At 49.6% G+C, this 15582-nt stretch carries 13 protein-coding genes; 9 read left to right on the top strand and 4 right to left on the bottom strand.

What is annotated here, in order from left to right; translation table 11 throughout:
* Positions 1 to 759: 759 nt before the first annotated feature.
* The 6 genes from PJI16_01090 to PJI16_01065 all read left to right on the top strand — a co-directional run bounded on the left by PJI16_01090 (position 760) and on the right by PJI16_01065 (position 9101).
* Positions 760 to 1695 carry a methyltransferase domain-containing protein gene (locus PJI16_01090; protein MDT3776153.1) on the top strand — a complete coding sequence of 312 codons (936 nt, stop codon included), beginning with the start codon at positions 760 to 762 and terminating at the stop codon, positions 1693 to 1695.
* Positions 1696 to 1859: 164 nt separating this feature from the next.
* On the top strand, positions 1860 to 3917 hold the full coding sequence (locus tag PJI16_01085) for a TonB-dependent receptor (protein MDT3776152.1): 2058 nt from the start codon (positions 1860 to 1862) through the stop codon (positions 3915 to 3917).
* Between the two features lie 578 nt (positions 3918 to 4495).
* A complete protein-coding gene (locus PJI16_01080) occupies positions 4496 to 5485 on the top strand; it encodes a TOMM precursor leader peptide-binding protein (GenBank protein MDT3776151.1) in 990 nt (329 codons plus the stop codon).
* Positions 5482 to 6813, top strand: a complete 1332-nt coding sequence (locus tag PJI16_01075) for a YcaO-like family protein (protein MDT3776150.1) — start codon at positions 5482 to 5484, stop codon at positions 6811 to 6813. The genes PJI16_01080 and PJI16_01075 overlap by 4 nt, the downstream gene beginning before the upstream one ends.
* A 16-nt stretch (positions 6814 to 6829) precedes the next feature.
* Entirely contained in the window at positions 6830 to 7714 is an 885-nt protein-coding gene (locus PJI16_01070) for a SagB/ThcOx family dehydrogenase (GenBank protein MDT3776149.1), read from the top strand.
* Positions 7695 to 9101: a Dyp-type peroxidase gene (locus tag PJI16_01065; protein ID MDT3776148.1), complete on the top strand. Its 1407-nt coding sequence runs from the start codon at positions 7695 to 7697 to the stop codon at positions 9099 to 9101. Before PJI16_01070 ends, PJI16_01065 begins: the two co-directional genes overlap by 20 nt.
* Before the next feature lie 219 nt (positions 9102 to 9320).
* Here PJI16_01065 and lipB read toward each other — a convergent pair whose 3' ends face one another.
* The 3 genes from lipB to PJI16_01050 are packed head-to-tail and all read right to left on the bottom strand — an operon-like array spanning position 9321 to position 11702.
* Entirely contained in the window at positions 9321 to 10010 is a 690-nt protein-coding gene (lipB, locus tag PJI16_01060) for a lipoyl(octanoyl) transferase LipB (protein MDT3776147.1), read from the bottom strand.
* A 6-nt stretch (positions 10011 to 10016) separates the two neighbouring features.
* Complete coding sequence (locus tag PJI16_01055) at positions 10017 to 10421, bottom strand: thioesterase family protein (protein MDT3776146.1); 405 nt, start codon at positions 10419 to 10421, stop codon at positions 10017 to 10019.
* An 18-nt stretch (positions 10422 to 10439) separates the two neighbouring features.
* Positions 10440 to 11702 carry a TIGR02710 family CRISPR-associated CARF protein gene (locus tag PJI16_01050; protein MDT3776145.1) on the bottom strand — a complete coding sequence of 421 codons (1263 nt, stop codon included), beginning with the start codon at positions 11700 to 11702 and terminating at the stop codon, positions 10440 to 10442.
* Between the two features lie 135 nt (positions 11703 to 11837).
* Between PJI16_01050 and PJI16_01045 the strand changes: the two genes are divergently transcribed.
* The 3 genes from PJI16_01045 to PJI16_01035 all read left to right on the top strand — a co-directional run bounded on the left by PJI16_01045 (position 11838) and on the right by PJI16_01035 (position 14863).
* Positions 11838 to 12419: a D-sedoheptulose 7-phosphate isomerase gene (locus PJI16_01045; GenBank protein ID MDT3776144.1), complete on the top strand. Its 582-nt coding sequence runs from the start codon at positions 11838 to 11840 to the stop codon at positions 12417 to 12419.
* Positions 12406 to 13383, top strand: coding sequence for a hypothetical protein (locus tag PJI16_01040; protein MDT3776143.1), 978 nt, complete (start codon positions 12406 to 12408; stop codon positions 13381 to 13383). The genes PJI16_01045 and PJI16_01040 overlap by 14 nt, the downstream gene beginning before the upstream one ends.
* A 70-nt stretch (positions 13384 to 13453) precedes the next feature.
* Positions 13454 to 14863: a sigma-54 dependent transcriptional regulator gene (locus PJI16_01035; protein ID MDT3776142.1), complete on the top strand. Its 1410-nt coding sequence runs from the start codon at positions 13454 to 13456 to the stop codon at positions 14861 to 14863.
* A gap of 213 nt (positions 14864 to 15076) precedes the next feature.
* Here the strand turns inward: PJI16_01035 and PJI16_01030 are convergent, their stop codons facing one another.
* Positions 15077 to 15469: a hypothetical protein gene (locus PJI16_01030; protein MDT3776141.1), complete on the bottom strand. Its 393-nt coding sequence runs from the start codon at positions 15467 to 15469 to the stop codon at positions 15077 to 15079.
* Between the last annotated feature and the right edge of the window lie 113 nt (positions 15470 to 15582).

Genomic DNA, 15582 nt, shown 5'->3' with positions numbered 1-15582 from the left:
ACAACCTTTTGTTATCCAAAAAGATACACATGGTATCTAATTGGATACGAACTAATATTTTCCTTTAAAAACTGGATAATCAAAATGAGTGAAGAAAATTTCAAATTTAAATATTTTTTCAATGGGTTCAATCTCACCGTGAGGTTTGAGCAGACTGAAGCAATATGAAATTAAGTCGAGGACTTACTTTTGCAGCTACTCGAAAATCAGGCAGGAATCCTTGGTGAGAAGGGCATGTTCATCAAGCCCGATACCTTCTGTCGGATGTTTCCATTGGAGGCTACCGAATGTTCGGCCTGAGTAGACCCTCCTTGTGGCTCTGGATAATTGCGGATTTCTTCATGATCTTGGTAACGGACATTCTCAATGATGACTTGACCTGAGCGGAAACGGCGTCGGTTCCTACCGATCGTACTCCTAAGCATGCATGCCGATCTCGAGGATGTGAAGGAAGAAATGAAATTCATTCAGGCAGAGTCGGTGAGCATTGCCATAGTCCACGAACTGCCCATTTCGGAATCCCCTCCACCATTCTTCCTTCACGAAAGCTCCAGTCAAAAACGATTGTTAACCTCCCGGTCGCCCGAACTTGCAAAGGCAAGAGGGAGTCGTGGCCCTTTCCGTTCCTCCAAAATCTTTAAGCGAAAACAATATAGTGATAGCCCCATCAAAATATGCTTGATTAAGAAGGTTTTAAAAAAAAGTGGGAGACAGAGAATGCAGTTAGTTAGTCCTTAGAAATCCCCTCCGGTGAGGGGAATGTTTACTGTAATGGGAACGACGAGCAAGAAATCGCTTTACGAAAGCCTACTCAATGGCCACGGAAAGTTGAGGAAGCCTGGCGCAACCACGTATTTACGGCCAAGAACAAGAGAAATAGAGCAAAGGGAATTACTTAGCGAGTTTTCCTCTGTCGATGGGGCGGACGATCCCCAAAGCTTGATTCGGTTTCTTGATCAGACAACCGGCAATCCGCAATATCGGGCCAGCCAGCAGGCACTCATACAGATGTTCAGTCCCGGAAAAGGGGCTCGGCTCTTAGACGTGGGATGCGGAATAGGCCATGATGCCTTCGCGTTAGGAGAGACGGTCGGGAATAAAGGCCAAGTCATCGGGATCGATGCCAGCCAACTCCTACTCAACGAAGCCAGGAAACGGGCCAAAGAACTGCCCATCAATGTGGAATTTTTCCTGGGGGACGCGCAGCAACTTGAGTTTCCCGATCGCACTTTTGACGGATGCTGGGCCAGCCGTGTGTTCATGCATCTTCCCAACCCTCCAAAGGCCGCACGGGAGATGTTTCGCGTCCTCAAATCCGGCGGAACAATTCTCTCGCTGGAAGCCGACTGGGACACTCTGGTCATCACCACCGGCAGTGCCAGGCGAAGCACCATGCTCCGCAGACTCCTTCAAAACAGTATTCGGCATCCGGGAATGGGACATGCCCTTCCGGTGATCTTTAAAGAAGCCGGATTCAGGGACATCGCAGTGGGGGCAGGAACCTATGTATTTTCCGACTTGGCCCAGGCCAACCTAGCCTGGAGGATCGTGCCGACCGTGGCCCTTGCCGTGAAGGCAGGCAAACTTTCTGGCCAAAAGGCAGAAACCTTATTGCAGGAATTGGCAGAGGATAATACGGCAGGGAAATTTTTCGGGGCGGCAACCGGATTTTATATTATGGGGATTAGGCCATGAAGACGGGGGTAACCAGATTGATAAAACTGGGAAAAGCAGTAAACGGGAACCAAATAATGGAGGCATCCTATCTTTTATGAAAGCAAGGGTCGCACCCTGCGGGACACGTTAGGGAAGCGGCTGGGTGACGTAGAATCATGTAAAAACTAAAACGAATGAGTCCAATGAAAAAGCGTTCTAATTACTCCTTATTCTCCGGTCTCATAGGAGGCATACTGTTCTTCTTTGCCAATACTCTCCTGTATGCAGGTTCAGAAGAACAAAACCAAACGAGTCCGGCAGCCATTGATCTGGACCTCATCAAAGAAGATTTAGAATTCCTCAAAGAAGAAAACGTCAGCATTGCCGCTGCGCATGAGCAGCCCATTTCCGATGCCCCATCCAACGTCTATGTTATCACCGCAGAAGACATCAGCCAGTCCGGTGCCGTGGATCTTCCCACCGTCCTCAGGCGTATACCCGGTCTGGAGGTCATCCAAATGACAGGAGCCCATTTCGATGTCAGCATGCGCGGGGACAATCAAAACAGAGCCAACAAACTCTTGGTGTTGGTGGATGGGCGCTCGATTTACCTGGATCCCCAAGGGGATATGCTATGGAAAGCGATTCCAATAACCTTGCCGGAAATCAAGCAAATCGAAGTACTCAAAGGCCCCGCTTCGGCGATCTATGGATTCAATGCGTATGATGGCGTCATTAATATCATTACGAAGAGCGCGGAAGAAATGAAGGGGCTCACAGTTCAGGCCGGTGGGGGCGAATTTTCAACCGCCATGATTTCAGCCATATATGGGGGACGGTTTGAAGATCTCTCCTATCGCATCTCCTATGGCCACGACCAAACCAATGAATGGGATGACCGCGATAAGAAAGCGTTCGGGTCAAACAAATTCAACATTGCCACGACCTATGCGCTTCCAGGGGATACCGCGGTGAAACTCTCCGGAGGGTTTTTAACTTCAAGTCAGTATGATGGGCCGATCGTTGACATAGTCGACATCTCCTCGCAGAAACCTGAGCAGGGGTATGTTAATGCGGCCTACGAGGGAGCCAACTATTTTCTCAGGGGATATTGGACCAACCTCCATCAGCCAAGCGACGTTAACGCCTTTTCGCCTCAAATTTCCCCCTTTATAAGTTTCTTTAGTCCCCAAAACGGTAGTTCTGAGCAAGTCCTGAATTGGAATAGCTATAACGTGGAGGGTCAGCACCGCCTGGAAATAGGGGCAACCAACCAACTGACCTATGGCTTCAATTATCGATACAACAGCACGACCAGCAACTTCCTCTCCGGCTCTAACCATGAAAACCGGCTGGGTCTATACGTGCAAGAGGAATGGGAACCCATTTCGATGCTTACCGCAGTGGCGGGGCTTCGTTTTGATATGGACACCTATATCAATCCGACCTATAGCCCGCGGGGCTCTCTCATTTTCAAACCTTCTGAAAACCATGCCTTTCGACTGACAGCCGCGATAGCCTACCGCGCTCCCACGATTTTTGAAACGCATACGGACTCACGAGCGAACTTCTTCTTTCCGGGAATTCCCCCATTTGTTCCTCCATTTACCACGGTGAATTCCTTAACCGGAAACCAGAATCTTAAACCGGAGAAAATCACGTCATATGAGCTTTCTTATCAGGGGTGGTATTTCAAACACCGTCTCAGAACCCGAGCTTCCCTCTTCCTGAATAATCTTAAAGATCTGATTGCACAAGTACCTGTGGGAAATACCGTAAATCTCACCTTCGACAACGCCCCTGGGGAAGCCACCATTAAAGGTGTCGAGGCGGGAGCCGAGTATCTGGCGATGCCCTGGCTGACAGGCTTTGCAAATTTCTCGTACCAGGATATCAGCCAGAGCTTGACAGGCATTGCGAGGCGCGGTGGCCCACAATGGAAAGTCAATGGAGGCCTGCGGGCCGATCTGGACAATGGTCTCAACGGAGAAGCCGCCGTTCATTTTGTGGGATCCGCGGATTATCCCATCGGCCCAGGCTTCACCATTGTTTCGACGTTTCCCGGCGGTTTTCCCCCGCCGAACGAGAGGGTCGGTAGCTATACCCTACTCAACCTTCGTGGAGGCTATCGGTTCTGGAGCAATAAGGCCGAATTAGCGGTATCGGTGTTCAATGCCCTGAATGACAAACATAAAGAAAATCCACTCGGGGAAACAATCAAAAGCCGGGTGCTGTGCTGGCTGACCATTAGGTTACCGTAAATATCAAGGTGGTGAGGGCTGCAAAAAGGTATCAAAAATTATTGAGGGATGTTGAGTGAGTCTGTAACACAAAAAATTTTCAGCAAAAATTGTTGGTTAATAATCAATCGCGGTCAGGCGGCCTCAAAGGGCCTAAAATTAAACCATTAATTAAGGAGGTGTGAGATGGCAGGAGATCCCTCAAACAAAGCAGACAGAAATAAAAAAGCTTTTACGGCTCCAGGTGGAAATCCGGCAGGGGAAGTTACAGAGGATAACTGTGCTCAGGCAGGGCTCCATGATCCAGCGACTTGGGCAAAGGTCAAAAATATTACGGTGCGAGATTTGATGACGTTATCGTACTTCCACGAAAGAACGGCCCCTTTTGGAAAAATGCCAGTTGGCCTAGAAACTCCAGAGGGAGCAGCCATCATTAGTGCCTTGGCACTCCATACAGGAATGAACTATCACCATATGGAACATGGGGAGGGCTTCAATGCCTGTTGCTCATGCCTCGGATGAAGTTGAAGGCATTACCGATCCAAATAATTAGACTGGAGGATGGCATCCTCCTTAAGCGAGGGTGTACGGAGGTCAAGGTGCCCGATGATGGCTCCATTGGGATGGTGGCGCGCGTCCTGACCCTTGCTGGTCAGAACGGCGTCACTCGTGAAGAGATCTCCAATCAATTCAGCCCTGATGAGCATCAAGCTGCAGAAAATCTCATTGACCTGTTACTCGCTGGGCACCTTTTGGTGCCTAGCGAGATAACTGAACCTGCCCTCAAGATTCCCGAAAGCTCGTTAGACATTTTTTATTGGCATTTTGGGGTTTCAGCTGATCAAGCCGCCACTCGACTGAACATGCGAAAACTCGTCATCATGGGGGTGAACAGCATTTCCCGGCACCTCGTTTCCTCCTTCACCGACTCAGGAGTAGAAAATTTTCAGGTGGTAGATGACCCCTGGATGCGAAATCCTGACCTGTTTGATGATGGGGGTAATTTGTTGGAGGGAAGGTGGTCTCCCAACATCAGCGAACCTGTGAAGCTGAGTGACTGGGAAAAACAAATCGATCCCTTGTCGGTAAATTGCATCATTGCCTGCTCTGACTTGGGAACCCATCAGGGCATACGGGATTGCAATGCGTTCTGTGTCAAAAACCGCTGCCACTTTCTCCCTGTGGTCCTCCAGGACTTGATCGGGTATGTGGGGCCGTTGGTGGTCCCGGGCGAAACCGCTTGTTATGAATGTCTTCGCCAACGCCAAAATGCTCACATGAAAGATCCGGGAGTCCAGCGTGCATCAGAAACAATTACGTCAACCGGCCAAAAAGTGGTCGGGTATCACCCCTCCATGGCTTCAGTTCTGGGAGATATTGCGGCTTTCGAGCTGACGAGGCTGTATAGCCATGCCCTTCCCTTTCGGAATATTGGCACCCAAATCCAGGTCAATCTATTGACATCCGAAATGATGAAAAGAAAAGTCCTTAAAGTTCCAAGATGTGCTGTCTGCAGCCCCCTGGCCATTCGATCCTCTACGACCTCTTACAAATCAAACTTCTCACCACGCGGAGGAAGGGCCAATTGATTCATTCTACGCCGGACTTAGAACAGCTTTCTTACCTGGTTGAAAATCTCGTAGACCGATCTGTGGGAATTGTTCGTCATGTTTCCCAAGCTCCACGCGAACCTGGGGCACCAGATTTTTTTCATTATTTGGCCAAGGCCGGTAACACCCTCGCTTTGTGCGACCAAAAAAATTCTTCCTTTGGCTCTGGGACATCATCAAACAGGGCCTCTGCCTTGGGAAAGGCTCTCGGGGAAGCCGTGGAACGGTATTGTTCTGCGATATATAACAAAGAAGAGCTACCCCTAACGTCTTTTGCCGAAGCGTCCTTCCCATGTATCCCTCCCAGCGATTGGGCGCTTTTCAGTGAGAAACAGTATTCTCAACTGGGTTTTCGTTTTTCTCCCTTTGATCGGAACATACCTCTTCGATGGGTCCAAGCAACAGACCTCCTACAGGACACACCCTGTTACGTCCCGGCCGCCATGGTGTTCCTTCCCTATTCCTTCAATAGGGAAAATGGAGAGGTCCCCATTACCCAGACGATTTCTACCGGATTGGCCTGTCATGGCAGTCGAACGAAAGCCATTCATTCGGCAATTTGCGAGGTTATCGAACGCGATGCCTTCACCATTACCTGGCAGGCTCGCCTGGGCAGGCCACACATCAAAGTTGAAACATTAAGCGATCTTAATCGTGATCTTGTTCATCGGTTGGAACGAATCAATAGTACCGTCACGCTCCTCAACCTCACCATGGATGTGGGCATTCCTACCATACTTTCTGTGTTGCACAGTCATGTCCCTGATTCGCCTGCGCTGGTGTTCGCGGCCTCGGCGGATTTGGATCCCGAGGAAGCGGTCAGGAAAAGTCTCGAGGAATTGGCGCATACCAGGCGTCTGGCTCAACTTCTCAAGACCAACCTCTCACCCTGTATTCCTGATGAAAATTTTGGAAATATTGTGAACCAGGATCTTCATGTTCATCTGTATTGTGATCATAAAAATACCAACCTTGCTGACTTCATTTTTGAATCTCGACAACGAATCGGATTTGATGAAATTGAAAATTTGGCGACAGGAGATCCGGAAATTAATTTATGGACTCTCCTTGAAAAGGTAGAAAACGTTCATCACCGTGTCCTGGTGGTGGACTTGACGACCCCTGATGTCCGCGAATCGGGGTTGTTTGTGTTTCGAGCACTGATTCCAGGGTTTCATCCGCTATTCATGGGACATGAAATACGTGCCCTCGGTGGCACGCGTCTTTGGCAGGTGCCTCAAAAACTTGGATATCAAGGCATTACGAAACTTACGGGTGATAACCCCGCACCCCACCCTTTCCCATAAAAAAGGAGAACAAACTATGGCAGAACAACGGGTATGGGAAGAGATCTTTATGCCCGGAAGCCACGAAGAGCCATTGTGGGAACTCTTCCATGAGAATTCCAAGGTTAGTCGCTATACCCAAACCCCTTCGAAAGAGGAAGTCCGTTCCAGAATGAGAAAGTTTCATGAGTCCTTACCCTTTGAAGGGTACCCGCGCGTGGACCTCTCTCATTCCTTTGCACCCCTGTCGCTTCCCCTTGAACAAGCCATCACCACTCGTACATCCGCTCGAAATTTCAGCCCACGTGAATTGACCTTGGAACACATTGCCACGCTTTTTTTCTATGCCTATGGCGTCACAAGAAAAAATACAGACACTCCTTTCCCACGACCCTTCCGCGTTGTCCCCTCCGGTGGTGCTCTGTATCCCTTAGAATTATTTTTTCACACGGCTTCCCTTAAAGGACATTCCTCCGGGATCTACCACTACAACCCTTCCGAACATTGTTTACGCCATCTCCAGGAGGGCGACAACACACATCGGATTTCGTTAGGGCTGGTACAGCCGGAATTAGCTCAGGGAACCTCCCTCATAATTTTCCTTACCGCCCTATTCGAACGATCCACCTTCAAATATGGAGAACGAGGGTATCGGTATATTTTGTTAGAGGCCGGTCATGTGGCCCAAAACCTTAACCTTGTTGCCAATGCTCTCGGGTTAGGCTGTGTGAACATTGGCGGCTATTTTGACCGTGAGATAGACGAGTATTTGGATTTAGATGGTATCACCCATTCGACGATATACACGATTGCGATCGGTGGGAAAACAGACGCTTCGGAAAACACGTCTAAGAAGGATGGTATCCCGACTCATCCGCATGCGTCAGAAAGGAGTGGCTCTAATGCCATTGAAGCTGAATAATATCGACCCCCATGACCCGACCAAAGTCATTCCACTGGATCCAGATGCCTCTGAACACGCAGCAATGATGAATGACCTACAGGGCAATATTCTTAAGGGTCACGGGCGGCATCATACGGCTCACATTTTCATAAAATTCGGGAAGGATCCTACCCAAGCCAGGAAATGGGTAAAGAAATTTTCAGAAAGCGTCACCTCCGCATTTAACCAACGAAAAGTAGCTCTTGCCCGCCGGAAGGCACTTGATTCAGGCGAAAATTGGGAAGAAACGACATTCAGGGGTTTTGTCCTCTCTGCCAAGGGATACCAAGCATTAGGTTTCAAAGAGAGCCAAATCCCCTCTGATCCCAAATTTCGAAAGGGCATGAAAGCCTCCGGTCAAGATCTCAATGACCGGCCTTCCCAAGAATGGGAAAAACCATATAGAGATGAAATTCATGGCATGATTATTTTGGCCCACAAAAATGAAGCATTCCTAGAAGTCGAAAGAAGGGAATTGCGGGATGATATAGAAAATACCAAGGGTGCTTTAAAGGAACTCGCTATCCAGGAGGGCAGAGTACTTCCCTTGGATAAAAACGGAAATATCGTGGAACACTTTGGATATGTTGATGGTCGTAGCCAACCTCTTTTCCTCCAGGAGGATATCGAGTCCGAAAAAAAGAAGGAGGGCATTGACCAGTATGATCCTTCCACTCCCCTCAGTTCGGTGCTGATAGAAGATCCTAACGGTGGAAAGGAAAGCCAGAGCTATGGAAGTTATTTTGTCTTCAGAAAGCTTGAACAGAATGTTAAAGGGTTTAAGGATGCTGAAGCACAGCTAGCAGAAGTATTGAAACTTAAAGATGAAGAAGCCGAGAGAGCGGGAGCTCTCGTTGTGGGACGTTTTGAAGATGGGACACCGATTACATTACAAAAAGGCGATGGAATGGATGTTCCCGCTTTTAATAATTTTAACTACCAAAAGGATAGGAATGGTTCCAAATGCCCTCTTCAGGGACACATTCGAAAGGTCAATCCGCGCGAGCAATCACAAGAAGAACGGGGGCACCGAATTGCCAGACGGGGAATTACTTATGGGAAGCGGAGAGAAGATATGGGGGATCGCCCTGAGGATGGAGTCGGTCTTCTTTTCATGTGTTTTCAAGCTGATATCGCGAACCAATTTGAGCGATTGCAGCAAATGGCTAATGCCACATCCTGTGGACTTGATCCTATCATCGGCCAGACCGAGGATAAAAAAATACCTCTTCAACAACAATGGCCTTGCGAATGGGCTGGGGAAAACAGGAAAACCCAACCATTTGATTTCCAGGGATTCGTCACGCTGAAAGGCGGAGAATATTTTTTCGCGCCAAGTATTAGTTTTTTAAAAAGCCTTGGGTGAGGCGAGCAATCAGAGCTTGAAAAAAATATCGAACAGAAAGCCCATGAAGTAAAAAATGACCGAAACAATGACTTCGAGTAGAGCAGGGCAACCCAGCACATCTCCATAAGATATATGACGTCTTACAGATGGCTTCAATCTCTATGAGAATAGGATGAACAGGCAGGCAAAGGGACTTTCCGAACTGAATAGAAGATGAGAGCAGGCTATTCTGAATAATTACCCTTTCGCCCAGCTAATCCCAAAAACCTCCCCAAAGTGGTGAATGATTTGTGTCCGAACCAGATGCGAATCAATTGATCTCCCAAGGTTCTTTGCCATGGAGGCCATGGTACAGCCTTCAATGCCACATGGCGCTAAGAAGGGAAACGGTTTGAGATCGACGTTCACGTTTAAGGCAAATCCATGCATGGTTACCCCACGGGAAATTCGTACACCGATGGACGCAATTTTTTCTAAATGACCTGCCTCACTGTCGACCCACACCCCGCGAAACGATTCATGACGACATCCGGCAATACCCCATTCCCCTAAGGTGCGAATTAGGACCTCCTCCAATTGCTGGACATATATTTTTGGACCAGGACAGAAATTTCGAAGTCGTAGAATTGGATATCCGATCAACTGTCCGGGGCCATGATAGGTCACCGATCCGCCTCGCCCGGTCTGATGAAGGTGGATTCCCATGTCCTGCAGTTCAGGCCAATGAGGCTCCCAATGCTCCGGTTTGGTTGTTCGCCCCAAGGTGATGACGGGTTCGTGTTCGGTCAAGACCAATGTGTCGGGTCGATGGTCCTCAAGACGTTGGGTTGCCAAAGATTGTTGAAGCTCCCAGGCTTCTGCATAGGGCAGGTGGGGAAACGTCAGAATCATTCCCGGTTGCCGAGAATCGGAGAGAGTCATACGCATGCGTTCTCAGGAAGAAGGGAATACTAACGGGAGACCCAAGGCTTCCAGGATAGGAGGTGGGAGGCGTTTGACTTTGCCATTGGAATTGACTGCCACGAGTGTTGCCGATCCTTCCACCACCAATCTTTTGCTGGTGCGATCTGTGATGACATGGGAAAAGGTGAGAGACGTTCGTCGATCGGCTGCTACCGTTGTCTCGACCACCAGGGTCTCTCCATAGGTGGCGGCCGATCGATAAGAAAGTTCGGCGCGTATCACGCGAAATTCGGTTCCTTCCTTTATCAACTCGGCAACCGACAGGCCATGGGTATCAAAGTAATGCGTTCGGGCTCGTTCAAAGTATTTCAGATAGTTGGCGTAATAGACGACTCCCCCACAGTCTGTATCTTCATAATAGACCCGTACTTCCATTCCGGCTGGTTGCCTCCGCTACACATTCATAGTTGGAAATTCTGGAAGGTCGGTAGGAGCCACGCCACTTAATTTTATCACCAGGTCATAGAGTTGATGGAAGCGTTCAGGTTTAATGGGTTCAAATCCGTAGCCCAGCAGCGCATGATCAGCGGCATCAAATAAGGACTTCATTTTTGACCAATCAGTGACAAAGCGTTCCCCCATGGGATCTCCGAGCGCAGCCAACGCCTGAAATTGCGCCTGCAGAGGAAGGCGATATTTCCCATCAATTTCGTTGAGAAATTGTCTGCGACAGGTGTCTCGCAGGTCCTCAGGGAGTTGTTCGAGACTCACATCCCAACTTTTCAGGTGATACTGGGTAAACAATCTGGATTGAGCAAAGGCCTCCAAGGCTCGAAGCAGGACATGAGTGGCGGCTTCAAGATCCCGAACCCGGTCTCCTCGGCGTTTAGCCCATGCTAATAAGTCGAGAGACACTCCCGGTTTAATGTCTTTTGAATCCAGCACAATTCGTTCAAGAAACGTGAGATTTCCTTTGAGTAAGTGAAGGAGACGATCCATTCCAGGAGGGCCGCCCCACACAGAGGCCAGTTCCAAGGCTTTGATCCCGCCCTTTAATTTTTCCCAGGCAGTACGATAGAGCAGTTGATCCCAGAGGCCATAGGCCTGTGCGACATCGGCCAAGGCCCGATAGAAGGGTTTCAGTCCGCCGCTGATGCGATGCTCCAGTGTATGAAACCCTTTAACGGCGGCATCATAAGAGCCATGGTTGAAATGGTAACAAGCCTCGTGTCGTAGGCGCGGTGCCTCTTCGTCCCAAGGATTGGCAGAGGTTTCAGATTGCGATAACAGTTTGGTGATCCCCTCAACAGTTTGGTCAGCAGACGGAAAGGGATGCCCGGGGACCAACAACACTTTGGTGGAAAAAGGAAATCCTGTCAGCGCCATGGCGGAAGCCATACCAACGGTTGCGTTGGTGATATCAATCACCAGCTCGCCCGGCGTCACCTTCCAGGTCGTCAATAGAGGGCCAAGCCCCTGGGCCAGGGCCTTCTGGCACGCGGAAAAACTTTCTGGAGAAGGGGTGAAGATCCAGTCCCAACGTTGGGGCATGCGGGACAGGGCTGGAGGGATTTGGGACTCCACGACCTCTTTATGAGATTCGTGCAGGAAAAAACACACCATGTCAGGATTTAAATGTCGAACAATGGCGATGGCGGACGTAGGATCGGATTGAATGGCAAGTAGGAGTGCTTTGGTGGGGATATGGGCACTCACAATGGGTCGACTATATCATCGGTTGAGGAGACCGGCAAGAAAACTGATGCCGGATATTAGTCCTCAACGGCTAGCCCCTGTATTTCTCTTAGGAGAGTGTGAAATTTAGGTCCTATCCTGATAGAATCGGCCACGATGAATATTGATGCGGTCATTCAGGCCTTTGAAACCAGTGCGGATGTGAAAAATGAATTTATCCGGACACATGCGGAGCGTGTGGTTGAAGTCGGTCAATTGTTGATCCGCGCATTTCGAGAAGGCCGAAAGGTCTTGCTCTTTGGAAATGGTGGGAGTGCGACGGATGCTTCGCATCTTGCTGCGGAATTTGTCGGTCGGTATCGCCGCGATCGAGATCCCCTCCCTGCCCTGGCATTGGCCTGCGATATGGCCGCAATAACCTGCATTGCGAATGATTACGACTTTACAGATATTTTCTCCCGGCAAATAAAGGCGCATGGCCGCAAGGGGGATGTGGCCATTGCCATTAGCACCAGTGGGAACTCCCTGAATGTGATCCGTGGTGTGGAAGCCGCCACTAACAGTGGTCTTGTCACAGTGGCCTGGACAGGCGCCACCGGGGGTAAAGTGGGAGATCTCGTCGATTATTGTTTTCGGGTCCCTTCTTCGGTGACGGCACGTATTCAAGAATGTCACATTACGCTGGGGCACGTGTTGTGCGAATTTATTGAAGAGCGTCTATTTGGTGACCAGGGCTAAATCATTACCAACCGGTGCGTCCCCGAAGCTGAATCTCGCCCGGCTTCGTACCTACCCGCTTCAAACTCGTCATTCCAAAGTGAAGATGGCGGATTTTGGCTCCCCTTGGCGGCGGGCGGGTACCTTTCAAGCCTTTCTCAAAACCCTGCCGGATATTTTAGCAGGCAAAACTTTCCGCGCTGTGGTCGCGGCCATTGTTGATGCCAGACGGAGGGGAAGACCGGTGATCCTCGGCATGGGCGCCCATCCCACCAAGGTCGGTCTGAATCCCATCGTCGTGGACCTGATGCGAAAGGGCGTCATTACCGCCGTAGCCATGAATGGGGCCGTCATTATCCATGATTTTGAGTTAGCCTATCTTGGGCAAACCTCGGAGGAGGTTGAAGCCGAAATTGATTCCGGACGATTTGGCATGGCAGAAGACACGGGACGGATTTTAAATGAGGCGATTGTGAAGGGCTGGCAGGAGGGTTTGGGCATTGGAGAAGGGGTCGGCCGGTATCTCTTGAAGCATCCTAAGCAGTTTCCACATCGGCGATGGAGTTTGCTGGCGGCCGGTGCGCAACTTGGTCTTCCGGTGACGGTGCATGTGGCGATCGGGACCGATATCATTCACATGCACCCTCATGCAAACGGCGAAGCGATTGGTGGTGGCTCATTATTAGATTTTCGCAAGCTGGCCGCAGTGGTGTCGAAGATGGAAGGGGGCGTGTATATTAATTTGGGATCAGCGGTCATGATGCCGGAAGTCTTTCTCAAGACCGTGACGTTGGGCAGGAATCTGGGACGAGCCTTAAAACAGATTACGACGGTGAATATGGATTTTCTCCCGCATTACCGACCAATGACCAATGTCGTCAAACGGCCAACGCAAAAAGGCGGGAAAGGATATGCGCTGACCGGCCATCATGAATTGATGGTTCCGCTTTTGGCCGCAGCCGTGCTGGAGGCGCTTGGCAGGTAAGGGATTCAAACGTGACTGCGATTTTATAGACACGGGACAATCAGGTGCGGGCTTAAGGAGTAGAACCTTCATGAAAAAGAAAATTCTCATCGTCGATGATCATCCCGACATTGTCCTCATGCTTACGGATCGTTTAGAAGCTCTGGGTTATGACACGATTTCCGCTGGAAATGGCAAGGAAGGCCTGGAGAGATATGAGCAGGATTTTCCTCACCTCATGCTGTTGGATTTGGAAATGCCGGAGATGGCCGGCATGGAAGTATTACACCAATTAGCAAAAATCCTTGTGAAAAAGAATGGAGAGGCTGATTCTCAGGCATTTGGCGGAGGAGAGTGTCTCCCATTGCCTGTGGTGGTCATGACGGCTCATGGCACAATTTCCAAAGCCGTTGAAGCCATGAAAGCGGGAGCATATGACTTTCTCACTAAACCTATTGAGTTGGACCATCTGGCTCTCGTCCTCAAAAAAGTCTTAACGCGGGAAGCGTTAGGGCGGCAGGTTGCCGCGCTGCGCACGGAAGTAGAAAGCCGGTATAGCCAAATCGTCGGGAATAGCTCTCAGGTGCACTTAATGGTGGAGTTGGCCAAACGGGCTGCCGAGGCTGACGCCACTGTGTTGCTATTAGGAGAAAGCGGGACGGGTAAGGAGTTGTTTGCGCGGTCAATTCACCAATGGAGTGATCGGCGGGAAATGCCATTCAGTATCATCAATTGTGTGGCTCTCACCGAAACCCTCCTGGAGAACGAACTCTTTGGTCATGAAAAGGGGGCATTTACCGGTGCAGATTCTCTCCAAAAAGGGAAAATTGAAGCGGCGGATGGGGGAACAGTTTTCCTGGATGAAATCGGTGATATGCCACTGGGGCTTCAGGCAAAATTACTCAGGGTCCTTCAGGATCATGAGTTTCCACGGGTAGGAGGGACGCGATTGGTCCGCGTCAATATTCGGGTGATCGCGGCCACTAACAAGGATCTGAAGCGAGCAGTCAAAGAGAAGACCTTTCGGGAAGACCTGTATTTCAGGCTGAATGTCGTGAACTTGATATTACCGCCATTACGGGAGCGTCCCGAGGATATCATTCCTCTTGCCGAGCATTTTTTAGCGCGCCACATGCGAGAAATGAAAAAACGGAAGCGGAGGTTTTCCAAGTCTGCCATCCAAACGATGCGTTGTTACGCATGGCCCGGCAATATTCGGGAACTGGACAATGCGATTGCTCGAGCGGTGGTGTTGGGAGTTGATGAGGAAATTTCTTCAGACCTTTTGGGATTGGGTGGAGGAAAGGACGAACTCGATGAGGTCGACAACCTCCCCTACCATGAATCCCTGGACCGATTCGGCACTCGCATTCTGGAGCAAGCCATGCGTCGGAGCAATTGGAGCCAAACCAAAGCCTCAGAGCTTCTGGGGCTTCAACGTACCTACCTCTCCCGCCTCCTCAAACAAAAAGGCATTCAGCAGGGCACTGAGGATTCCTGACCATTTTGGCCTATCGGGAAATCCAGACAGACGTCCAAGAGAGGTCCCCGCACATGACCGCTGAAGAGGATTGGAAAATGACAATTCTGTTTGGCGTTTGGCCTGAGTGGGGAAATTGAAGAATGCGCCAAAATCCCGCATATTTGGAATGTAAGTGTTGATTCCGACAAAAAAACAGTCATTTTATGGTTCAGGGAATCCGAGATTCCCGGCCTAATTCGAATCAGTCAGGTGTTCAATGAGCAAAAATTGGTGAATCTTTTTATAAATTTGATAGGAAATTTTTCCGTTCAAAATGAGAAAGTTTTCTAAACTTGAGGTATCGATGGTGCTGTTAAATGGGTCCGGGTCTGGTTTGCCAGCAATATAAGACCCCTGGAGAAACCTGCCTAATCCCCATGGTGAGCCCACCCGAGCGTAAAATCCGGTAAAGTTCTCTTCATTTCTCAGGTCCAGGTTCACATTTGTATAGGTGTAGTCCAACGAAACCGACAATTTTTCGGTGATCTGATTTTTCAGAGAAATTTCCGCCCATTGGGAAATAGTAGAAAGGAGTTTTTGATCCTGTTTCCAATTTCCCCGGGCCCGGCAATCTGACAAAATCAATCAGGTCATTCAAATGGTTACGAAACCAGCGGAGTGCGACTTCAAGGCGGTCCCTCCTTAGAATTTTTGTAGCTCTTATCTCTACCGGAAATTTTTTCCGAGGTTAATTCCAA

The organism is Nitrospira sp. MA-1 (assembly GCA_032139905.1).
GTDB lineage: Bacteria > Nitrospirota > Nitrospiria > Nitrospirales > UBA8639 > Nitrospira_E.
Note: the sequence above shows the minus strand (reverse complement) of the source record. Positions and strands in the feature narration are given on the sequence as shown.